The organism is Pacificispira spongiicola, assembly GCF_012926505.1.
Taxonomy (GTDB): Bacteria; Pseudomonadota; Alphaproteobacteria; order UBA8366; family Aestuariispiraceae; genus Pacificispira; species Pacificispira spongiicola.
This window is the reverse complement of the sequence record NZ_JABBNT010000003.1, coordinates 40,776-63,102: the sequence shown is the minus strand read 5'-3', so window position 1 is coordinate 63,102 and position 22,327 is coordinate 40,776. Positions and strand designations below refer to the sequence as shown.

Annotated in this window: 20 protein-coding genes and 1 tRNA gene; 11 read left to right on the top strand and 10 right to left on the bottom strand. The window is 60.9% G+C overall.

Features of this window, described 5'->3' with window-relative positions; translation table 11 throughout:
* Window positions 1–53 precede the first annotated feature (53 nt).
* Genes cobO through HH303_RS09740 form a run of 3 tightly spaced genes read left to right on the top strand, consistent with a single transcriptional unit; the run spans window position 54 to window position 2,887 of the window.
* Window positions 54–677 (top strand): cob(I)yrinic acid a,c-diamide adenosyltransferase, encoded by a 624-nt coding sequence (cobO, locus tag HH303_RS09750; protein ID WP_227421702.1) that lies wholly within the window; start codon window positions 54–56, stop codon window positions 675–677.
* Window positions 678–690: 13 nt separating this feature from the next.
* Window positions 691–1,386, top strand: a complete 696-nt coding sequence (locus HH303_RS09745) for a lipid-binding SYLF domain-containing protein (RefSeq protein WP_169625159.1) — start codon at window positions 691–693, stop codon at window positions 1,384–1,386.
* 16 nt (window positions 1,387–1,402) lie between these two features.
* Window positions 1,403–2,887, top strand: a complete 1,485-nt coding sequence (locus tag HH303_RS09740; RefSeq protein ID WP_227421701.1) for a cobyric acid synthase — start codon at window positions 1,403–1,405, stop codon at window positions 2,885–2,887.
* A gap of 6 nt (window positions 2,888–2,893) precedes the next feature.
* Here HH303_RS09740 and HH303_RS09735 read toward each other — a convergent pair whose 3' ends face one another.
* From HH303_RS09735 to ykgO, 3 genes are all read right to left on the bottom strand, one after another.
* Window positions 2,894–4,135 carry an aminotransferase class V-fold PLP-dependent enzyme gene (locus HH303_RS09735; protein ID WP_169625158.1) on the bottom strand — a complete coding sequence of 414 codons (1,242 nt, stop codon included), beginning with the start codon at window positions 4,133–4,135 and terminating at the stop codon, window positions 2,894–2,896.
* Between the two features lie 27 nt (window positions 4,136–4,162).
* Window positions 4,163–5,068 carry a bifunctional 5,10-methylenetetrahydrofolate dehydrogenase/5,10-methenyltetrahydrofolate cyclohydrolase gene (locus HH303_RS09730; RefSeq protein WP_169625157.1) on the bottom strand — a complete coding sequence of 302 codons (906 nt, stop codon included), beginning with the start codon at window positions 5,066–5,068 and terminating at the stop codon, window positions 4,163–4,165.
* A 207-nt stretch (window positions 5,069–5,275) separates the two neighbouring features.
* A complete protein-coding gene (gene ykgO, locus HH303_RS09725; protein ID WP_169625156.1) occupies window positions 5,276–5,401 on the bottom strand; it encodes a type B 50S ribosomal protein L36 in 126 nt (41 codons plus the stop codon).
* Between the two features lie 190 nt (window positions 5,402–5,591).
* On the opposite strand from ykgO, the gene HH303_RS09720 reads away from it, so the two are divergent.
* Both HH303_RS09720 and HH303_RS09715 read left to right on the top strand, forming a co-directional pair.
* Entirely contained in the window at window positions 5,592–7,529 is a 1,938-nt protein-coding gene (locus HH303_RS09720) for a S9 family peptidase (RefSeq protein ID WP_169625155.1), read from the top strand.
* Between the two features lie 18 nt (window positions 7,530–7,547).
* The gene (locus HH303_RS09715; protein WP_169625154.1) at window positions 7,548–8,303 is read left to right on the top strand and encodes a competence/damage-inducible protein A; all 756 of its coding nucleotides are present in this window, start codon (window positions 7,548–7,550) and stop codon (window positions 8,301–8,303) included.
* A gap of 16 nt (window positions 8,304–8,319) precedes the next feature.
* Here the strand turns inward: HH303_RS09715 and HH303_RS09710 are convergent, their stop codons facing one another.
* Complete coding sequence (locus tag HH303_RS09710; RefSeq protein ID WP_169625153.1) at window positions 8,320–8,475, bottom strand: hypothetical protein; 156 nt, start codon at window positions 8,473–8,475, stop codon at window positions 8,320–8,322.
* Window positions 8,476–8,665: 190 nt separating this feature from the next.
* On the opposite strand from HH303_RS09710, the gene HH303_RS09705 reads away from it, so the two are divergent.
* The 5 genes from HH303_RS09705 (at window position 8,666) to HH303_RS09685 (ending at window position 11,223) form a co-directional block, all read left to right on the top strand.
* A complete protein-coding gene (locus HH303_RS09705) occupies window positions 8,666–8,953 on the top strand; it encodes a hypothetical protein (RefSeq protein ID WP_169625152.1) in 288 nt (95 codons plus the stop codon).
* Window positions 8,954–9,045: 92 nt separating this feature from the next.
* Window positions 9,046–9,131: transfer RNA gene (locus HH303_RS09700), tRNA-Leu, on the top strand.
* A 53-nt stretch (window positions 9,132–9,184) separates the two neighbouring features.
* On the top strand, window positions 9,185–9,832 hold the full coding sequence (locus HH303_RS09695; RefSeq protein WP_169625151.1) for a hypothetical protein: 648 nt from the start codon (window positions 9,185–9,187) through the stop codon (window positions 9,830–9,832).
* Between the two features lie 480 nt (window positions 9,833–10,312).
* Window positions 10,313–10,732, top strand: a complete 420-nt coding sequence (locus tag HH303_RS09690) for a DUF4145 domain-containing protein (RefSeq protein ID WP_169625150.1) — start codon at window positions 10,313–10,315, stop codon at window positions 10,730–10,732.
* 188 nt (window positions 10,733–10,920) lie between these two features.
* Window positions 10,921–11,223 carry an HNH endonuclease gene (locus HH303_RS09685; RefSeq protein ID WP_169625149.1) on the top strand — a complete coding sequence of 101 codons (303 nt, stop codon included), beginning with the start codon at window positions 10,921–10,923 and terminating at the stop codon, window positions 11,221–11,223.
* Window positions 11,224–11,247: 24 nt separating this feature from the next.
* On the opposite strand, the gene HH303_RS09680 is transcribed toward HH303_RS09685, so the two are convergent.
* From HH303_RS09680 to HH303_RS09665, 4 genes are all read right to left on the bottom strand, one after another.
* Window positions 11,248–12,630: a hypothetical protein gene (locus HH303_RS09680; protein ID WP_169625148.1), complete on the bottom strand. Its 1,383-nt coding sequence runs from the start codon at window positions 12,628–12,630 to the stop codon at window positions 11,248–11,250.
* Complete coding sequence (locus HH303_RS09675; RefSeq protein WP_169625147.1) at window positions 12,630–15,416, bottom strand: MMPL family transporter; 2,787 nt, start codon at window positions 15,414–15,416, stop codon at window positions 12,630–12,632. Before HH303_RS09675 ends, HH303_RS09680 begins: the two co-directional genes overlap by 1 nt.
* Window positions 15,417–15,516: 100 nt before the next feature.
* Entirely contained in the window at window positions 15,517–16,407 is an 891-nt protein-coding gene (locus HH303_RS09670; protein ID WP_169625146.1) for an outer membrane lipoprotein-sorting protein, read from the bottom strand.
* A gap of 392 nt (window positions 16,408–16,799) precedes the next feature.
* Window positions 16,800–17,684 carry an N-formylglutamate amidohydrolase gene (locus HH303_RS09665; RefSeq protein ID WP_169625145.1) on the bottom strand — a complete coding sequence of 295 codons (885 nt, stop codon included), beginning with the start codon at window positions 17,682–17,684 and terminating at the stop codon, window positions 16,800–16,802.
* Between the two features lie 199 nt (window positions 17,685–17,883).
* Here HH303_RS09665 and HH303_RS09660 point away from each other — a divergent pair, with 199 nt between their 5' ends.
* Window positions 17,884–18,351 carry a RidA family protein gene (locus tag HH303_RS09660; protein ID WP_169625144.1) on the top strand — a complete coding sequence of 156 codons (468 nt, stop codon included), beginning with the start codon at window positions 17,884–17,886 and terminating at the stop codon, window positions 18,349–18,351.
* Between the two features lie 37 nt (window positions 18,352–18,388).
* Here HH303_RS09660 and HH303_RS09655 read toward each other — a convergent pair whose 3' ends face one another.
* Window positions 18,389–20,209 carry a PAS domain-containing sensor histidine kinase gene (locus tag HH303_RS09655; protein ID WP_169625143.1) on the bottom strand — a complete coding sequence of 607 codons (1,821 nt, stop codon included), beginning with the start codon at window positions 20,207–20,209 and terminating at the stop codon, window positions 18,389–18,391.
* A 32-nt stretch (window positions 20,210–20,241) separates the two neighbouring features.
* Window positions 20,242–22,308, bottom strand: a complete 2,067-nt coding sequence (locus tag HH303_RS09650) for a 3-hydroxyacyl-CoA dehydrogenase NAD-binding domain-containing protein (RefSeq protein ID WP_169625142.1) — start codon at window positions 22,306–22,308, stop codon at window positions 20,242–20,244.
* Window positions 22,309–22,327 lie beyond the last annotated feature (19 nt).

Sequence of the window (22,327 nt, the reverse complement as noted above, 5' to 3'; positions counted from 1 at the left end):
AAAGAGGCACCGCCGCGCGCCAAGGCTCTTGGGATGGATGAAAGATCGCGACGATGAAAACCGACGGCATGACCGAAGAGGAAATCAACCAGCGCCACGCGGAAAAGATGGCCAAGAAGAAGGCCGCCCGCGACAAGATGTTGGCGGAAAAGACCATCGAAAAGGGCCTGCTGATCGTCCATACCGGCAAGGGTAAGGGAAAGACGACCGCGGCCATGGGCCTTGCGGCGCGCGCCGTCGGCAACGGCAAGAAGGTCTGCATCGTTCAATTCGTGAAAGGTGTGTGGAATACCGGTGAACGGGAGGTGTTGAAACACTTCCCCGATCTATGCGTGATGAAGGCGATGGGCGAAGGGTTCACCTGGGATACCCAGGATCGTGCCCGCGATATCGCCGCCGCGCAGGCTGCCTGGGCCTTCGCGAAGGAAGCGATGGCCGACCCCAGCTTCGACATGGTGATCCTGGACGAAATGAACATCGTCCTGCGCTATGACTATCTGGACCTGGAAGAGGTTCTGGAAGCATTGAAATCGCGGCGCGATATGCTGCATGTCGTGATCACGGGGCGGAACGCGAAGGACGAATTACTGGAAATCGCCGATCTGGTAACCGAAATGACCCAGGTGAAACATCCGTTCCGATCCGGCGTGAAGGCGCAGATCGGTATCGAATTCTAGGAGGATCGAATCCATGCGTATCGCGACGGCCCTTGCGGCGCTGTTGGCGCTGGCGCCGCTCTACCTCGCCGCGCCTGCTCGCGCGGCGGACAAGCTGGATGCGGAAGAACTGGTCACCGAATCCGAAATCACCGTCCGCAAGATGTGGGATCATCCGGATTTTTCGGACTATGTGCGGCATTATCTGAAGCAGGCGAAGGCCGTCGTCATTGTTCCGTCCATGCTGAAGGGCGGTTTCATTATCGGCGGCGAAGGCGGTTCCGGCATTATCATGGCGCGCGCGCAGAACAATGATTGGAGCTATCCGGCTTTCCTATCCGTCGGATCCGCATCGATCGGGTTCCAGATCGGCGGACAGAGTTCCGAAATGCTGTTGATCGTCATGACAGGCAAGGGATTGCAGGCAATCCTGGACGATCAGGTGAAGGTCGGTGGGGAACTGACCGGCGCGTTCGGACCCTATGGCGGCGGCACATCCGCATCGACCACGACCAATATGGACGCGGATATCATCGCCTATTCCATCGCGAAGGGCGTGTTCGTCGGGGCCAGCCTGGAAGGCACCGCCCTGATCCCGCGCGAAAGCCTGAACCGCGACTATTACGGGCGGTCGGTTTCCCCGCATGAAATCGTGCTGAACGGCGTTGTCGGCAATCCGCAGGCGGATGAGCTGCGCGCGACGTTGAAGCGTTTGGTCACCACCCCGTAAGACGAGGCGACACTATATGGGAGGGCGCATTCCGGCCCTGATGCTGCAAGGCACGGGGTCCGATGTCGGGAAAAGCCTTCTTGTCGCGGGACTGGCCCGTGCCTATCGCAGGCGCGGGCTTTCCGTTGCCCCGTTCAAGCCTCAGAACATGTCGAACAATGCCGCCGTGACTCCGAACGGCGGTGAGATCGGCCGCGCCCAGGCCCTCCAGGCGATGGCGGCGGGCCTCGATCCATCCACCGACATGAACCCGATCCTGCTGAAACCGCAGACGGATATGGGCTCCCAGATTATCGTGCAGGGGCGCGTCTACGGCACGGCGAAGGCGCGGGATTACTACAAGCTGAAGGCCGAATTGCTGCCCCGCGTGCTGGAAAGCTTCGGGCGTCTTTCGTCCCGGGTGGACCTCGTTCTGGTGGAGGGGGCGGGCAGCCCAGCGGAAATCAATCTGCGGGCCGGGGATATCGCGAATATGGGCTTTGCTGAGGCCGCCGACCTGCCCGTCGTGCTGGTCGCGGATATCGACCGTGGCGGGGTGATCGCAGCCCTGGTCGGGACGCATGCGGTGCTGGACCCGGCGGAACAGGCGCGGTTGAAAGGGTATCTGGTCAATAAGTTCCGGGGCGACCCGTCCCTGTTCGAAAACGGGGTCGCGGCCATCGGCATGCGCACCGGTCTGACCTGTTTCGGTGTCCTGCCCTGGTTCGCGCAGGCGGGGTTGCTTCCGGCGGAAGACGCCGTGGCGCTGGACCGCGGCACCATCGGCAAGACCGGGGCGGGCGCCGCGCCGATCAAGATCGCCGTGCCGCGCCTGTCCCGCATCGCGAATTTCGACGACCTGGACCCGCTGCGCGCCGAACCGGATGTGGATTTGGATATCGTGTCGACGGGCCGCGCCCTGCCGGGGGATGCCGATCTGGTCCTGCTACCCGGATCCAAGACGACGATCGAAGATTTGCGCGCTTTCCGCGCCGAAGGCTGGGATATCGACTTGGCGGCCCATGTGCGGCGCGGCGGTCATGTCCTGGGCCTGTGTGCCGGGTATCAGATGATGGGGCAGCGTATCGCCGATCCGGATGGTATCGAAGGCCCGCCGGGAGAGGTTGCCGGCTTGGGTCTGCTGGATGTGGAAACGGTAATGCAGGGGCCGAAGCGACTGGTTCAGGCATCGGGACGGGAGCTGACGACGGGGCAGGCGGTTCACGGGTATGAAATGCATATGGGCCGCACCGACGGTCCGGGCTGCGCCAATCCGGCGGCGGAAATTGACGGGCGGCCTGATGGCGCGGTGTCTGCGGACGGTCGGATCGTCGGCTGCTATCTGCACGGCTTGTTCGCGTCGGATGATTTCCGCGCGGCCTATCTGGCGCGATTCCGGCAGGGACGGTCGGCGACCGTCCGCTATGACGCGTTGGTCGATGAAACGCTGGACCGGCTGGCCGACCATATGGAGGCACATGCCGACCTGGATGCCATGCTGGCGGTCGCCCGATCCCGGTAGCTCGGTCTAGAGCAGTTTTTCCAAGGCGGCGGTCAGGCGGTCGATTTCCGCCGTGGTCGAATAATGCACCATGGAAATGCGCAAGACGCCGACTTCCGGATCGATACCCAGGGCCTCGACACAGCGATAGCCATAGAAATGACCGTAGCCGACACCGATTTCCTGGTCGCCCAGGGCTTCGGCCAGGTCCATCGGGTTCTTGTCCGGAATGGACAGGGAAAAGGTCGCCGCGCGGCGCGCCGGATCGAATTCGCGCCGCCCGATCAGACGGATTTCCGGATGCGCGTCCAGCCAGGTCAGGAAATGCCGGGACAGGGCTTCTTCCTGTTTCTTGAACAGGCCGAAGATTTTCAGCGCGCGGATGCGGGGTGCGTTTGCCCCACTGTCGAAATGGTGGTCGTAAACCGCGTCGAAATAATCGAGAACACCGCCGATGGAGGCCGCCGATTCATAGTTCGTGCCGCCGGGGTTCAGTTTCGCGATGCCGTTCTGTTCATGAAAGAAATGGTTCTGGTTCTTGATCAGCGGCAGATGATCCCGCCGCGCATACAGCATCGCCAGATGCGGGCCGAACAGCTTGTAGAAGCTGAACATATAAAAATCGACACCCATGTCCTTCAGGTCCGGCAGGGTATGGGCGACCGCGGCCACCCCGTCGACGACGACCATGGCCCCGGCGGCATGGGCGATTTCCGTGATCGCCTTCACATCGTTCACCGATCCGACCACGTTGGACACGTGCGGGAAGCTGACCAGCTTCACCTTGCCGTCGGCCAGCAGCGGCGTCAGGGCCGCCGTGTCCAAATCGCCGCTTACCGGATCGATCCGCCATTCGCGGACCTCGATGCCAGTTTCGGCCAGCCGCCGCCAGCAGCCGGAATTCGCCTCATGATCCTGATTGGTGACGACGATGGCGTCGCCCTCGGTCAGGTATCCGCCGCGCAGAGCGTGGCTGAGGACATAGGCGTTGAGCGTCGTCGACGGGCCGACGACCATTTCGTCGGTCCCGATATTGAACAGGTCGGCGATTCCCGTCTTCGCCCGTTCGATCCGCGCGTGACCGCGCTGCGCGCGGGGGAAGGGCCATTCCGGCTGGGTCTGGCTGTCGCGCATGAAATCCGTCATCGCGTCGATCACGTGATGCGGAACATAGGCCCCACCCGCATTGTCGAAATAGACCCCGGGGTCGGTTTCGGTCAGCGGCGGGAACTGTGCCCGGCAGAAATCGATATCCAGCGTTTCGGTCATATGCGTGGCCTCCCCAAGCCGTTACGATTATTCCGCGGTCGCGACGGACCGGAATTGCGACGAATAGGCGTTCTTTTGGCGTTGCAGGGCGATCATCGTGTTGCGCATCAGGATCGCCACGGTCACCGGCCCGACACCGCCGGGCACAGGCGTAACCCAGCCCGCGACTTCCGACACGCCGTCATAATCGACGTCGCCGCAGATCGTTTCTTCGCCGGTCTTTTCGTCTTTCAGGGCGTTGATGCCGATATCGATCACCGCCGCGCCGGGCTTGATCATATCGGCGGTTACCAGTTTCGGCTTGCCGACGGCGACAAAAACCGCGTCCGCCCGGCGCGAATGCACCGACAGGGCGCGCGTCATATGGTGACAGACGGTAACCGTCGCCCCTTCCGCCATCAACAGGAAGGCGATGGGCTTGCCGACGATTTCGGAATGGCCGATGACGACCACTTCCAACCCCTGGAGCGGCAGGTTCGTGCTTTTCAGCAATTCCACGGACGCCGCGGCCGTGCAGGGCGCGAGGTCCAATTCGTTATAGACGATATTGCCGATGGAGGTCGGGTTCATCCCCTCCACATCCTTGTACGGATGCACGGCGCTTTGCAGGGCCTTGATGGAAATCTGTGGCGGAACGGGGCGTTGCAGGATGATGCCGGTCACGCGGGGATCGACATTCATCGTGGAAATGGCGACTTCCATTTCCTCCTGGGTCACGTCGCCGGGGAAGTTCCGTTCCTCGAAGGCGATGCCGACCCGTTCGGCCACACGGCGCTGGTTGCGGACATAAACGTCGACCGCTTCCACATCGCCCACGGTGATGGATACCAGTTTCGGCACCCAGCCGCTGTCGGCCATATCGGCGACCGCCGTCTTCACTTCCGCCAGGATCGCATCCGCGACCGGCTTCCCCCGCAAATCCCTATCGCCCATCTCGGCCTCTACTGTTTTAAAAACCGCTGGTTAGGCTATAGGCGTTTTGGGCGGGAAGAGAAACTCCCCCCGCGACGAAAACTTCTCAATTGCGACCGGATTTGGGGCGCCCGGAATAGGGGCCGGACTCCAGGCAAGCGAAAACCGCGCCCGAATTCGGACGCGGCTGCTGCAATTCAACAGAGGAACGCGCGGAAAAGAGGCCTATTAGGCCTGCTTCGCCTTGAAGCGCGGGTTCTTCTTGTTGATCACGAAGACCCGGCCTTTGCGGCGGATCACGCGGCAGTCTTTTTCACGCTTTTTCAGCGTTTTCAGCGAGCTAGCGATGCGCATGGCGCTTCTCCGTATAGTTCCTGGCCGACAGCGGAAACCGCCCCCGGATGAAAGACCGGCGGAACATATGGACCGGCCCCCTGCTTGTCAAATGGCTTTTCTTGTCAAACCGCATTTGCGGGTTAGGCTCTATCCCCATCACGTACCCATTCATAGTATCCCCTTCCACAGTATGCGTTGAAGAGACTCCATGCCCGAAACAGACCCGAACGCGAAACAGCCCGCTCCTTGTGGTTCCTGGCCCTCCCCCCTGACGGCGGCGGCGATGACCAAGGGATCGGTCGGCTTGCGCTTCCTCGCCCAGGACGGGCCGGACAGTTATTGGACGGAATCGCGCCCTTGGGAAAAGGGACGGTCCATCCTGGTGCGTCAGCGCGGGACCGATGCGCCGCAGGATATGTCCGGCGCGGCGCATAATGTGCGCAGCCGCGTGCACGAATATGGCGGGCGGGCCTTTGCCGCACGTGGCGGAACGGCATGGTATTTCGACGGCGGCGACCGTCGTATTTATAAGGTATCCGAGCCCGACAAGCCGGAACCCGTCACCGCGACCCTGCCGATGGAACTGGCGGATTTCACTGTCGATGCGGCACGCCGCCGGTTGATCGCCGTGGCGGAACAGCCGCGCGAGGGTCAGGAACCGGAAAATTTCCTGGTCGCCATCGACGCGGACGGTACGGTGACGCGGCTGGCGGGAGGGGCGGATTTCTATGCCGCGCCCAGCCTGTCGCCGGACGGGTCGCGGCTGGTCTGGATCGAATGGCGGCATCCGAATATGCCCTGGGACGGCACGACCTGCCGGGAGGCGCCGGTCCTGGCAGACGGCATGTTGGGCGAGGCGCGCATTGTCGCGGGCGGCGATGCGGTCAGCGTGTTCCAGCCGTCCTATGCCCCCGACGGGCGGCTCTATTACGTGTCGGACGAAAGCGGCTATTGGAACCTGTACCGCGACGGCGCGGAACCGGCGCATTTCCGGGCGATGGCGGAATTCGGACAGCCGCTGTGGCAATTGGGCATGCGGACCTATGACTTTCTGGATGCCTCCACCGCCATCGTCACCTTCGCCCAGAACGGCGATTGGCGGCTGGCCCTGTTCGACCTGGATACGGGCCGCGCGACGCCGATCGACCTGCCCTGGACGGGCTTCGACGGTATTGTCGCCTCCGGCAATCGGGCGCTGTTCGTCGGCACGCGGCCGGACGGGCCGGGCGGCGTGGTGTTGCTGTCCTTCGGTGGGGCGGAACCGGAACGCGTGCTGCGCTGGTCCAGCGAAAGCCTGCTGCCTCCCGGCGGCGTGTCGCTCCCGGAAACCATCGCCTTCCCGTCGGAAGGCGGCGTGACGGCGCATGCCTATTTCTATCCCCCCGCCAGCGCCACCCATTGCGCGCCGGACGGCGAAAAGCCGCCCCTGATCGTGATGAGCCACGGCGGCCCGACCAGCCAGACGCACAGCGCCTATTCCGAAAAAATCCAGTTCTGGACCTCGCGCGGTTTTGCCGTCTGCGATGTGAATTACGGCGGCAGCACCGGTTTCGGCCGCGCCTATCGCGAACGTCTGACCGGGCAATGGGGCGTGGTGGATGTCGACGATTGTTGCGCAGCGGCGCTGTATCTGGCCGAGCGCGGCGATGTCGACCGGGACCGGCTGATCATCGTCGGCGGCAGTGCCGGGGGCTATACCTGCCTGTCGGCGCTGGCCTTCCGCGACGTGTTCAAGGCGGGGCGGTCGTCCTACGGCATCGGCGATCTGGAAACCCTGGTCCGCGACACGCATAAATTCGAAAGCCGCTATTGCGACAAGCTGATCGGCCCTTGGCCGGAAGCGGCGGCGGTCTATCACGCGCGATCCGCCCTGCATCACCCGGACGGGCTGAACTGCCCGGTTCTGTTCCTGCAAGGCAGCGAGGATAAGGTCGTGCCGCCGAACCAGGCCGAAAGCATGGTCGCGGCGCTGAAGGAAAAAGGCGTGCCCGTCGCCTATCTGCTGTTCGACGGGGAAGGCCACGGTTTCCGGGGCGCGGACGCGATCCAGGCGGCACTGGGCGCGGAACTGACCTTCTATGGCAGGATTTTCGGGTTCACCCCGGCAGACGGTATGGCGGATCTGGAAATCCACAATCTCTCTTAATCGAAAGGAAGCGCTGGCATGGCGTCGGTACGCGCGGCCGTAATCGTCATCGGGGACGAGGTCCTGTCCGGCAGGACTCACGACAAGAACCTACCCTATATCGCGGAAACGCTGTCCGCGATCGGCATCGGCTTGGGGGAGGCCCGGATCATCCCCGACGACCCCGCCGTCATCGTCCGAACGGTGCGGGAGATGAGCGCGGGTTTCGATTATGTCTTCACCACCGGCGGGATCGGTCCGACCCATGACGACATCACCGCCGATTGCGTGGCGGAGGCTTTCGGCGTCCCGATCGGGGAGAATGCGGAGGCCCGGCGACGGCTGGAAGTCCACTATGCCGATACCGGCCTGGAATTGAACGCCGCGCGCCTGCGCATGGCCCGTATCCCGGAAGGCGCGGAATTGATCGACAATCCGGTGTCCGCCGCGCCGGGTTTCCGCATCGGCAATGTCCATGTCATGGCGGGCGTGCCGCGCATCATGCAGGCGATGCTGTCCGGTATCCTGCCGACCTTGAAGGGCGGCGCGCCCCTGCTGTCCATCTCCGTCCGTAGCCCGTTGCAGGAAGGCAAGGCGGCGGAGTCGCTGGGGAAACTGGCGCAGGCCATGCCGGACCTGTCCTTCGGCTCCTATCCCGCCTGGACCAGCACGGCCTTTCAATTGACCATCGTCGTGCGGGGCAGCGACCCGACGCGGCTGGAGGCAGGGGCGGCGGCGGTCGAATCCCTGATCCGCGATCTGGGGGAGGTCCCGGAACGCCTGGGCGACTCCTGACCTAAAGTCCAGCGTCCTAAAGACCCAGCAGCACCGCGATGGCCGCCGCAATCGCGACGGCGCAGGCCAGCAGAACCATGCGCCCGCGCAACCCCATGCCGCGCCGATAGATCAGCCACAGCAGGACCCCGCCCAAGGCCACCGCCAGAAAATAAATCGGTCCTCGATCCACGCGTCACCCATTGTTAATCGCGCCAGCCCACTCCTCACCCATAGTTTACGATTCCGGGGTGGCCGGGTGGGCCGGTGCCGAATACTCATTCCGTAAAACGATCCCATATCGTCGCGGTCTCGTCACCCTTCCGCCGCAATTGACTGGCATGAAGACGGCTCGGCAGGATGTCTTTCTCTTCGGGTGGTCAATGAAACGGCGCAAGATACGGATGGATCGCGGCGACACGCTGGGCGGCACGGTTTCCCTCTTGCTGCGCGACCACGTGACGTCGAATTCCAAAAACGGTCGTTTCCTGCACAGGGATCGGCGGGATTCCCGACCCGCCTGGGTCTACGGCCTGTTCGTCGGGCTGCTTCTGGTCGCCGCGATCGGCGCGTGGCTGCTGTTACCCGACCTGATGGAACGCTTGGGAATCCCGACCGCCCAGGATATCTGGACCCGCATCACCGCCTTCTTCGCGGTGCCGGAGGCCTGATTTCAGGACGCCCTCACGCGCATTCTTGCGCCCTCCCGAAACCGTCGCTACTCTCCGCCGCATTCGGCCGACCGGATATCCGGGCCGTCTTTGCGGGCGTGGCGGAATTGGTAGACGCAAGGGACTTAAAATCCCTCGATCTTTGATCGTGCCGGTTCGAGCCCGGCCGCCCGCACCAATTTGAACGATCCTTATACATCAATCCGGTGATTTTATTGAAGGAGGATAGGTGTGTCGGAAGAAGAGAAAACTGTAGAAGTAGCGCTTATAGATTCTGTTGCGAGGTCTAATATTAAAGATATAGCTGTGGACCTAGCTGAGGTTGGGTTGGATGCAGTAACTAAAAATGAACTGATTGCCGCGATACCTGTCTTTGGCAATATAGCGAGAATTCTTGGTGCTGGAGTCTCGATTCGTGACAGGCTTTTTCTGAAAAAAATCGCGTCATTTTTGAATGAACTTCAAAGTGTTAGTCAGGAGAAGCGAATTAAATTTGTCAGGGAGCTCGAAGAAGATTCTGGCACTCGGGCAAAGGCTGGCGCTGCTTTAATGATGCTAATTGATCGGCTTGATGACCTCGACAAGCCTCCGATTATCGGGCGCCTTTACAAGGCTAGAATAGAGAACAGAATAACAGGCGATGAGTTAAGACGATTTTCGATGATTGTTGATAGAGCCCACTTTCCTGACCTAGTTTATATTTCCGGCGTAAACGACGAAGAAAAGCTGAAAGGAGATGCGTTGCCATATTTGGCGGCTCTTGGGCTAGTGAGTGAAGCGGAGCAAGACTATAACACATTCTCCTCAATCGACCCGGGAACATATTATTCAATCAACGCACTAGGCAGAAAGTTTGTTTCTGCTGCGTTTGGTAAATGAACAGACGATGTTAGGCCCCTGTCCTCTCGGCGGGCGAGTGCTGGTGAACGGGGAAATCTCTAATATTGCGTTCCGGGCAAAGCCCGGCACGGGGAAGGTGTAGAGACTAGACGGGCAGCACCTAAGGCAGCTACGCTACGGTGAAGGCATTGTCCAGCGCACAAAGCCCGCATGGGCGGCAGCCAAAGCTATAGTTTGAAGAAAGTCCCTCGGGCTTTGTCTATGCCGGTTCGAGTCCGGCCACCCACAACACTTGAAGGATATCCTTTTATGAGACTGGGTCAACAACTCGACGATGTTCCGCGATGCCCTCATTGTGGAGTTGCTCATCCCGTACTTATTAGGGTCTGGCGCTCGGACGATTTACTCCATAGGAGTACTCTTGGCCCAATGAGCAGATGGGCTCTGTACAGGTGCACCTCTTGTGGAAATGCGGTTTCTGCAAAAGGATATCCAGGTGACACGTCCGGTGAGCCTCTTGTGCTGGACCTATTTCCATCTCCAAAAACGGCCCATGAAGACATACCAGCTGTCGCTAGACAGTTCCTCCAACAATCTTATGAAACTCTGCATGCGCCTGATGCGGCAGCAGTTATGGCCGGTAGTGCCGTCGACGCAATGCTCAAAGAGAAGGGGTATCGAGATGGTTCACTTTATATCCGCATTGACCAAGCCGTAGCCGATCACTTGTTGACCGAGGCGATGGGAGAATGGGCTCACGAAGTTCGGCTTGGATCGAATCGTCCTCGGCATGCTGATGAGGATCGACCGCATGTGTCTCATGATGAGGCGGTTCAGTCGGTCGAGTTTGCCGAGGCTCTTGCAAATTTCCTGTTTGTACTGATCGCAAAAATCGAGCGCGGTATTCAAAACGCAAGGGAAGCCGTGCCGGACGAATGAAGTTTATCGCAATGTTGCAAGTGACGTTGCTACCAGCTCAATTTTTGACGGCGGTACTAGTCTGAAGGCCGCAGGTTTACTGGAAATTTGTGCAATTGCTGCAGACTTAAAATCCCTCGATCCTTGATCGTGCCGGTTCGAGCCCGGCCGCCCGCACCAACGGTTTCAGCATCACGAAGAGCCGTTCGATGACATCCACCAACGATTTAGGCCCCTGTGCCCTGTGTGGGCGTCCCATGGTGAAAGGGGAGGCCGTGGATCGGCATCATTGGGTGCCGAAGCGGTTCAAGGGGACGGACTGGTCGTGGCTGCACCGGATCTGCCACAAGAAAATCCATTCGCTGTATGACGAGGCGACGCTGGCCGTGCGGCTGTCGTCGCCGGAGGCCTTGCTGGCAGAGGAGGAGATTCAGTCCTTCATACGCTGGGTGCGCAAGCAGCCGCCGGACAAGCTGGGCCGTCACCGCCCGCCCAAAAATGGAAAAAGGTAGGGCGGGAAACGGTAACGGCGCGGGTTAGAAGCTGTAATTCACCTGGAACGCGACATTGTCGTGGCGGTTGTAGCGGCCGAACAGGGTGTCGCTTTCGCCGCCATATTCGGTGCCGCTCAACGCCATCCACAGATTGTCGTTGGGGGAATACTTGATATAGGCGTTGGTCAGCGAGTCGTGTTCCGTCAGGGATTCGTTATAGCCGCCGCCGACTTCCCATTCGCTGTCGACCTTCACCGTCACGGACAGGATCAGGTTGTTCGGATTGGGCCGGGCTTTGGCGGAGGACACGACATATTGCGGATGGCTTTGCTGATCGAAGCGCCATTCCTTCGCATATTCCACGATGGGCGTGATCTCGTCGAAGCCGAGGCGGTTGGCCAGCGTCGTTTCGCGGTATTTCACCCCGGCGAGGGCGCGGGCGATATCCTCATCCGTGTCGTTGATGGCCCAGAGGCCGATCCCTTCGGCATAGAATTTCCAGGAGCCTTCAGTCATCGCCGCCCCGGCGGAGGCGATGGTGACGCGCGGATAGACCTTGTCGTATTCGGTGAGCTTGTCGATCACGTCCGGGCGTTTCAGCACCGGAAAGGGGCTGGGTCCGTTGAAGCCGGACACGAAATAGTCCAGGCCCGTCGCCGTGCCCTTATACTGAACCAGATAGCCCCATTCCGTCGGGCTGGCGCCGCGCAGGTCGTCCCGAATCTCCGGGCTCAGACCCGCCGGAAGGCCGGGAATTTCGACGCTGGAGAATTCCGACGTGCCCGCCCCGCCATTCCCCCCGACCCAACGGGAATGATCGGCCGGTCCGGGTTCCTTTTCCTCGAACGGCAGGATGAAGCCGCTGAGGCGGTCGCTGCCGATATAATAGTCGGCGCGCGCCTGCCAGACGCCGTAATCGATGGCGTTCTGCGGATTGGCGCTGTTCTGTTTGGCGTAGAGATCGGTCGGCGAATAGATTTCGCCCAGGCCGAAGGGGATATCGTCCTTGCCCAGATGGACCTCCACCGCATCGCCCAGATAGGTCAGGACCAGGCGGCTGATGTCCAGGAAGCGGCCCTGACCGGCGCGGGTGCCGGGGGCGGAAAAGACGCCCGCTTCCTCCCCGCGATAGGAGGAGGCAACGGCATCCACCCCGAGGCCGAAACTCCAGTAATCGCCGATGAAGGTGTCGCTGGACATGTTCAGATGTGTCCAGACCTCGACGGCTTCGTCCTCGATATCCTTGGATTCCGCCTGATGGGCGTTCCGGGGGAAAAAGTTGACGACGGTCTCCGCCTCATAGAGCGCGTTGTCGGCGACCTCCCCCAGAAACGATTCCTGCGCCATGGCCGGCAGGGCGAAAAGGCAGGCCGCCCCGCCGATCACGGGGGGCAGAATGCGGCATGCGGCGGTCTTTCCGGTCATCAGGACGTCTTTCCGGCTTCTTCGAATTGACCCAGGCGCTGCGACGTCGCGGCCAGCCGCGCGCCCAGGATTCGGGCGATGTTCTGGTTCAGCTTGCTGGCGATATGCGGGTAGAGCAGCATGTTTCGGCGCACCCGTTCTGCGTTGAAGACCAGCATTTCCCCATCCGTCACCGCATCGACATTGGCGGTGCGTTCCTGTTCCTGAACGAAACCGATTTCGCCCAGGATGCCGCCCGGCCCGCGTTCGGCAAGACGCGTCGTTTTGCCGTTCTGGTCCAGTGTCACGACAACCTGCCCCGACAGGATCATGATCATATCGTCGCCGACCGTCCCCTGTTCGACCAGCCGGTCGCCCGCCTTGAAAGGCTGGGTTTCGGACAGAAGGACGGTTTTGCGCATCTGATAGGGCGTCATGCCGTCGAATAGTGGGCTGTTTTCGAAGACCGACTTGCCGACGCGCAGCATCAGGATTTCGTCCAGGCCGACCAATCGGACGAAGGACATCAGCACCGGCGTGACGATCAAATCCGCGACCAGGGCCGCGATCATGGCGATGGCCGAGAGCATGCCGAATTGCGAGATGATGGTGAAATTCGAATCCATCAGCACCAGGAACCCCGCGCCCAAGGCGACGGAGGTCGAAATCGCCGGGATCGCCTGATGCGTCTGGGTCCGGCGGATGGCGAGCATCCGGTCCGGCGTCAGGCGGCTTTCATGGGCATAGGTCGACAGCAGATGGATCGTGTCGTCGATGGCGATACCGATGGCGATCACCGCGACCGTCGCGGTTCCCGGATTCAGCGGGATATCGAAAATCCCCATAACCCCGAAAATCACGGCGATCGGGATGATATTGGGGATCAGGGACAACAGCCCCCCGATGACGGAGGTATAGACCAGCGACATCATGATGAAGATGACGGCCAGCAACAGCAGCACCGACTGCACCTGCGCGGCGATCAGGTCTTCGGCCGCATTGTTGATCATCAGGTTCTGCCCGACCAGATGCACCCGCAGGCCGGGGCCCGCAATCTCGTGAACCTTTGCGGTCAGGTCGGCGACAGCGAGCTTCAGGTCGTGGCTGTTATGGATATTGTGGCGCACAACCATATTCGCGCGTTCGTAATCCGCGCTGATATAGCTTTCCAGATCGCCGCGCTGGAAGAACAGCAGATATTGGTTCACCAGTTCCGGCGTGTCCGGCACGGTCATCATCGCCGGGTCGCTGCCGTGGAATTCGCGGTTCACCATGGACAGGTGGTCGGCGATGGAAATGGCGTTGTCGAAACGGCCGTCCGCCATGATGTATTGCTTGATGGCCGCCAGCTTCCGCAGGTTTTCCGGTTGGCGGAAGGCGAAATCCTCCGTCGAATCCAGGTTGATGTAGAAAATCTCCATCCCCGACAGGTCTTCGGCCAGTTGTTCGACGTTCTGGACCAGCGGATGGTCCGACTTGAAGAAGGCGATGGGGTCGTTCGATACCTTTGTCTGGAAGCCGAAGGCGGTGCAGACAACGAACAGGACGGCGCTGACCGCGATCACGGTTTTCGGCTTTTCGACGATGCGGCGGAACACGGACAGAATGGCGCCGACAATGCCGCTCAAATCCTCTTCTGGGGTTTCGGAACTGGGATTGTGCGTGTGCAACCGGCTTTTCAACGGCCCGAAGATCGTCAGCAACAGCGGGATCGTCAGGATGGTGACGACGGCATTCGCCGCGATGGCCATGGATGCGGAATAGGAAAAGTCGCGGATCAGTTCCATTTCCGCGAAACCGTTGGCGGAAAAGCCCAGCGTCGTCGTCACCGATGTCAGGATCAACGGCAGGCCCAATTGTCGAACCATGAAGAAGGTTGCGGCGCGACGCCGTTCCGATTTCTTCGCGTCCGCATCGCCGCCGCCCAGACCTTGCAGATAGCTGGCCAGCATATGGGTGTCTTCGGTCGACCCGATGACGATGACCAGCGACGGGACCATGGCCGACAGAATGTTGATCGGGATGCCTAGATGTCCCATCAGCCCGAAGGCGAAAACGATGCTGAGCGCGGAGGTCAGCAGCGGGAAGATGCAGGCCAGACCGTTGCGCAGAAAGATGACGATGGTCACGATCAGCACGCCCAGCGACAACGGAATCAGGCGCGAGAAATCGGCGAAGAGGCTGACCGTGGTTTCCTCGTTCACGCGCGGCGGGCCGACCTGGAAGCTTTCGTCGAAAGCATCAGTATAAGGGGCGATCGCAGCGTTCATCGCCTCAAAGGCATGACGGTCGAATTCCGGGTCGGTCGGGTCCTTTTCAATGCTGACATTGATGGCCGTGACCGTGCCGTCTTCGGAAATGAAGTTACCGACGACCAACGGGGAATAGAGGGCGCGGGCCTTCGCATCCGCCATTTCCGACGCATCGAACGGCACGCCGTCCAGAACGGTGGAGGATTCGATCATCCCGTCGCGGTCGCGGATGCTGCGCGTGTTGAACAGGCTTTCCACGCGCTGAACGAAGGGCAGGTCCTCCAACGCGTAATGCATTTCCTCAAGGGCGGCGATGCGGTCTTCGGTCCACAGATTTTCGGACCGGACATAGATCATCGTCGTGTTGTCGGACCCGAATTCGTCCTTGATCGTCTCATAGGCGATCTTGGTCGGGTCGTTGTCGCTGATCAGGCTGTCGAAGCTGGTATCGATACGCAGCTTGTCCAGGCCCGTCGCGCACAGCGCGGTGACGAGTGTCAGGATGATCAGGGTAATCAGCCGGTGCCGCGCCCCGAAAGTCAGCAAATTCTGCATGGGAATTCCCCCAACGGGCGCCATGCCGGTCCTCATGCCGAGGCAGCTTTCCACTGCCTCGCCGTCCCACTACCGGCAGGCCCCGCCTATAATCAACGCGTTAACGAAGGTGCCTGCCGCTGGTGACCCAACGCTGTTCGAACATTCGGGCCGGGACCGAGTCTTCCGACAGATCGCGGGATTCGACGCGGACCAGGGTCTTATGCTTCAGCTTGTCATTGTCCATGACGGTCGTGTTGGCGCGCCAGGTGTCGCCTTCGATCTGGACCATGTCGCGGGAATGCTGGGTCTTCAGATAGCGCCCGCGACGGTCGAAGAAGTCGATCCGTCGGATGAAGAACCGATCCTTGCTGATATACAGGCGGCGATATTGATACCCGGTTTCGGCGGCCAGATCCTCGTCCTTCGGATAGGCATCGACGACGAAGGCATCGACGGTTTCCACGACGGCACCGGTTTCGTCCTTGATTTCCGCCGTCTCGTCGGCCTGACGCTCATAGCTGAATTTGGACCGGTCTTCGGAGGTCATATCCTCGAAGGCGAAATCCGTTCCCATGAAATAGTTCCGCTTACCGCCGTCGGCGGACCGCTTCATTTCCCGGCCATAGGCAGGCAGGTGAATCCACTGATCGTCGCTGGCCCCCCGGTTCTGCCAGGTCAGCAGGGCGACGCCGCGAACCCCGGCGGGTTCGTCGAAAACCAGCAGATAACGATACAGGTCGTCTTCGACTTCCCGCGCGTAGCGCCGCAGCATGCGGTCCTCGGTATTGCCGCGATCGTCCATCAGGGTCATGGCCTGATTTTCCATCTCATAAGGACGGTCATGCCGGCCGGAGACTTCATCCATGATCTGCGCGCCGGTCATGTCTTCCGGCGCGACCGTCTGAGCAGCGGCTTGCTGGGCAGTGGTCTGCAGGGGGATGAACGGCGCGCAAAGGGTCAGTGCACCCGCAGCGAAGAGGGCGAGGAAACGGCTTGAATTTTCAGACATGGGAGTGAGCTACCTTTACACCTACTAAAATGACTGTGGCGGACCGCCATTAACTGACGGCGGAAACAACGCCTTCCGGACCATGGTTCGGCCCATCGCTGATCGACCCTCGCAGGCTGCCCTCCCAAGCCGCAACGAGGATGTCGGCGGGCACGGTTCCACGCTGGGTATTCTTTGTCCAGTATCGATTCTTTCCAAATCAAATAAAATTAGGGTTAGATGAATTTTCTTCACGTCATTTGTGAATCATGAACAAAAATGACGTGACGTGAATTATAAAATATAGAAATAGGGCTTCCGCTAAGCCTTATATTTTATAAAATATAGCGGTATTTTATTCCGTATTCGGGAAACAAAATTAGTGTTACTTGGGTTGCCAAGTAACGCCCGATCTACTCCGCCGCCTCTGCGGCGGGGATTTCCTCGCATCGGCGACGGGTATAGGCCGCCATGGCTTGGGTCAGGCGGGTCAGGCTTTCCTTCAACGCATCGAAACCTTGGCCCGGTTCGGACCGGCGTTCGTCCAGGTAAAGGGCCCGGTTGATTTCGATCTGCAAACTGTGCCGCCCCAGCAGGGGGGACGCATAGGCGCGCACCAGTTCCGCCCCGCGATAGGGGTCGTTCAGCCGAACGGCGTAGCCCATGGATTCCAGCTTATCGCGGACGAAATGGGTGAAGCCCCGTTCGCAACTGGTTCCGTCCCGGTCACCCAGTACGAAATCCGCCCGCGTGCCCGCGCGTCCGGGGATGAAGGGGCTGCTGGTCGACGGCATGGAATGGCAGTTCAGATGCCAGACCGCGCCGTGCACGCTTTGCAGCCTGTGCATTTCGGTTTCCAGCGTCTCGTGATAGGGGCGCCAATAGGTATCCACCCGATGGCGCACCGCCTGCACGGACAGGCGCGCACTGTAGAGCGCGCGGTCGGGTGGGTAGGTTTTCCAAACCAGACCGTGTCCCAGCCGCGACTTTTCCGTCGGGCGCAGCTGGGTCGGCCAGCGACCGTCCAGCATCGCGGGGTCGATGTCCGTTTCCGCCCGGTTCGTGTCGACATAGGACCGCGGGAATCGCGCGCAGAGCAGCGTTGCCCCCATTTCCGGGGCCTGCGAAAACAGGGCGTCGACATAGGCGTCTTCGACCCGGCGCAATTCTTCCCGATCCACCAGCGGCTTGAAATCCGGCGGATAGTCCCGGCCCGAATGCGGGGAGTCCAGCAGCAGCGGAACCGTCTCCGTCTCAGGCAGGGTAAGGTCGAGAACGCCGGGAATATCGTAACGCATATGTCGGGAAAAACCTTCGATCCGATCCAGTCTGGTTTACAGTCTAGAGCGTCATTCCCATCCGGCCAATGGTTAAGGCGATTTTGTCGACCGCTGCCGTAAGGAGGGCTTTTCACGGGCGCCCGGTGCTTCTAAATCGACTATCGGCGCATTATAGTCCGTGCCATTGATGGAACAGTGTTTGGGAATGGAAAAAGACATGGCGGGAAAAATCGACGCGCGGCTTGCGGAATTGGGTCTTGAACTGCCGACGGCACCGGCGGCGGCGGGCGCCTATGTCGGCTATGTCCGCAGCGGCAACCAATTGTTCGTGGCGGGGCAAATCCCGATCTGGAACGGCGAAATCCGCCATCAGGGCAAGGTCGGCGGCGATCTGACGCTGGAGGAAGGCCAGGAGGCCGCGCGGGTTTGCGCCCTGAACATCATCGCCCAGGCCAAGGCGGCGCTGGATGGCGATCTGGATCGTATCGTGCGGATCGTGAAGCTGGGCGGTTTCGTGAATTGCCCGGCGGATTTCACCGATCATCCGAAGGTGATCAACGGCGCGTCCAATCTGATCGGCGATATCTTCGGCGAAAAAGGGGCGCATGCCCGGTTCGCCATGGGGGCGGGATCGCTGCCGCTGAATGTCGCGGTGGAAATCGACGCGGTGATCGAGATCGCCTAAGCGGCTGTTGCCTTCCCGGCTGTCGGCCGACTCGCTGTCAGGTCTTGGGGAAGACCACCATACAGGTCGTCCCGACATCCACGGTGCTTTGTATGGAAAAGATCGCGCCGTGGGCGTCGCACAGCGCCTTGACAATGGCGAGGCCCAACCCGGCCCCTTCGTATTGCAGGCTCAACGGGCTGGCCCCGGTCGAAAACGGTTCCAGGATATCGTGAATCCGGTCTTCCGGGATGCCGATGCCGGTATCCGACACCGTTAGGATGATTTCCTTCTTCTTGCCGCGCCGTAGCGCGACTTCGATCGATCCGTCCGGCGGGGTGAATTTGATCGCGTTTCCGACAAGGTTGAAGATGATCCGCTCCAAGGCGGTGGAATCGCCGTTCACAATGATGGGGGTACTTCCCAAGGTGCAGGTGATATCGGCATGCGGCTGGTCCCGTCCCGCCTGGACGACCCCGACGGCCCGCGTGACGAGGGCGCTCAGGTCGATCGCTTCGATCTTCAGTTCCAACTCGTCGGATTCGATTTTGGAGATATCCAGAATATCGGACACCAGGCCCAATAGATGGCGCCCTGATGAGACGATATCCGCAGCATATTCCTTGTAACGCGGGATCGAATGCGCGCCGAAGACTTCGTTCTGTAAAACCTCGCCAAAGCCGATGACGGCATTCAGCGGCGTGCGCAATTCGTGGCTGACCTTCGCCAGGAAGAAGGATTTCGCCCGGTTCGCGCGTTCCGCGTCGTTCTTGGCCGTCGCCAATGCCTGGGCTTCCAGCACCCGATCGGTGACGTCGAGGTCGACGCCGCCGAGGCCGATCAACTTCCCGGCTTCGTCGAAAACGGGGAATTTGTAGCTGCGCACGATCCGTCCGTTCACATTCTGCTCCCGCACCACGCCGTCCTGACTTTCCAGGGCTGCCCGGTCGTGCTCCATCAGGACATGGGCGACGGACGGCTCGAACAGTTCGGCGGAGGAATGGCCGATCAATTCGTCCACGGTCGTGCCGCGTTCTTGGCAAAAGGCCTCATTCGCCATGATGAAACGATGATGCGTGTCCTTGAAATAGATCGGTGCGGGAGAATGCTTCATCAGTCCGGAAATGCGGGCTGCCTGCAGGCTCAATTCCCGGGACAGCGTGGCCAGTTCTGTCATATCCCGGCCCGTACCCTGATAACCGACGAAAACGCCGGCGGCATCGTAGCTTGGTGCCCCGCTTATCGCGATCCGCCGCCGCTTTCCGCTTCCGTCTTGAATGTCGAAACGGAAGTCGCGAAACGGTTCGCGCCGTTCCATCATGTCGATATTCTCGCGCAGATGTTTTGCCTGATCGGGCGATACTGCCGAATAATCGTCCCGACGCCGTCCGATGAAAGTCGCGGCAGGCACTCCCATGACGTGTTCGAATTTCCGCGAGATATAGGACAGGCGAAGGTCCGCATCGGTTTCCCACACCCAGTCGCTGGCAATATCCAGCAGGGATAGAAGCTTCGCTTCGCTGTCCTTGATCCGCCGTGCTTCCTGCCGCCGGTCGGTGACGTCCTTCAGCAGCAGACTCGCCGTTCCCGACGCGTCGATGTCGTAGACCGCTTCGAAGATTCGGTCGTCCCGATGATAGAGGTCGGCGGTATGACAAATTCCCGCAAGAATGAGGTCGGTGTCCGCCGTGCGATGAAACACACCGGTTAAAAACGGCTCCAGCGCCGCCCCGTTGTCCTCAGGCAGAAGGTTTCTGAATTTCCGGTTGCCGCGAAAAAGGGTGCCGTCCGAGGCGAACAAGGCGAAGGCGTATGGGACACGGTTGAGAACGTCCGATACGGTATCTGTTGAATCTCCCCCGATACTGCCGTCCTCCACCGGCTCCCTCCCGCGCCGGCGATCGCGGCGTCCTAGTTATTCGCGAGACGCACCAATGCGGGAGACGGATCCCAGAAGTCGTGCGTCTGGGAATACTGTTTCACTTGGGACAGAACCTTGTCAAATCCTACCCGCCCGGCCCAGAACATCGGGCCGCCGCGGCGACGCGGGAAGCCGTATCCGTTGCAGAAGACAACGTCGATATCGCTTTCGCGCTGGGCGATGCCTTCGTCCAGGATCGCGCAAGCCTCGTTCACCAGGGCAAAGAGGCAGCGCTGCACGATTTCCTCGTCGGTAATCGTCCGGCGGGTAATGCCTGCTTCCGCCGCGGTTTCGGCGGCCAAGGCCTCGACTTCCGGGTCGGGGATCGGTTTGCGGTTGCCTTCTTCGTAAATATAGAAGCCGCGAGAGGTTTTCTGGCCGAACCGACCCAGTTCGCACAGCCGGTCCGGCAGGGTGCAATATCGCTTGTTCGGATCACGCAGATGCGCCGTCGCCTTGCGCTGCGCCCAGGCGATGTCCAACCCCGCCAGATCCATGACGGCGAAAGGCCCCAGCGCCATGCCGAAATCCGTCATCGCCTTGTCGACCTGGGACGGGCTGGCCCCTTCCTCCAGCAGGAAGATCGCCTCCCGCCGGTAGACGTTATAGATGCGGTTGCCGATGAACCCGTCGCAAATGCCCGCGACCACTGCTGTCTTGCCCATTTTGCGGCCGACCGACATGGCGGTCAGCAGGGCGTCCGGCGCGGCCTTGTCGGCGCGCACGATTTCCAGAAGCTTCATGATGTTGGCCGGGCTGAAGAAATGCATGCCCAACACGTCGGATACACGCTCGCCTGCCGCTTCCGCGATCTTGTTCACGTCGATATAGGATGTGTTGGTGGCCAGGATCGCTCCCGGTTTCGTAACGCGCGCCAGATCGGCGAAAATCGCCTGTTTGACACCCAGATCCTCGAACACGGCCTCGACGACCAGATCGGCATCGGCCATGGCCTCGATATCGGTGACGGCGGTCAGCGCGCCGATGCGCTTCGCCTTCGCGTCTTCCGTCATGCGGCCTTTTGCGACCTGTCCGGCATAGTTCTTGTCGATGCGGGCGCATCCGGCGTCCAACGCATCTTTGTTGCGTTCCATCAGGATGACGGAATAACCGGAATCCAGCATGGCGATGGCGATGCCGGACCCCATCGTCCCGGCGCCGATGACGCCGACGGTGGAAACGGGGCGGGTCGACTGCTTGTTGTCGATGCCGTCGATCTTCGCCGCCGTGCGTTCGGCGAAGAACATATGGCGCAGGGCGGCAGCCTCTTCCGATCCGGCGCAATCCAGGAAGATGCGGCGGGATTCGGCATACCCCTCGGGGAAGGGCAACAGGGACGCTTCCAGGCAGTCGATACAGGCCATCGGGGCGCGCAGGCCCTTCGCCTTCTTCGCCCAACTCGCCCGCAAATCGTCGAAGAATCCATCGGACGGCAGAGTTACGCTGCGGGCCGAAATCGGCGTTGCCGCGCCTTTACCGGCCACGTCCTGCGCGAAGGCAATCGCCTGTTCCAACAGATCGCCCTCTGCTGCGATACGGTCCACCATGCCCATGTCGAAAGCTTTCGCGGCCTTCGCCGGCTTGCCGCCGACGATGACCTCCGCCGCCTTTTCCAGCCCGATCAGGCGGGGCAGGCGCTGTGTCCCGCCCGCGCCGGGCGGGATGCCCAGATTGACTTCCGGCAGGCCGACCTGACCTGCCGGATGGATTAAGCGGTAATGGCAGCCCAGCGCGATTTCATACCCACCGCCCAATGTATGCGCCTGAAGCGCCGCGACGACCGGCTTTTTGCAGGCGTCCAGCGCGTCGATCAGCATATGCAGGGTCGGCTCGCCTTCCGGCCAGGGCTTGCCCAGCATGTTGATATCCGCGCCGCCGATCAGGCCCTTATTGCCGCCGGTCAGGACGATCGCATCGATCTCGTCATCCGCCTGCGCCTGATCCAGGCAGGCGATCAACGCGCCCGGCACGCCGACGCTCATCGCGTTGACCGGCGGGTTTTCGATGAAGATGACGGCAATGCGGCCGTGCCGCTCCAGACGGGCTTTGTCGGACATGGGTCTCTCGCGCTTATGT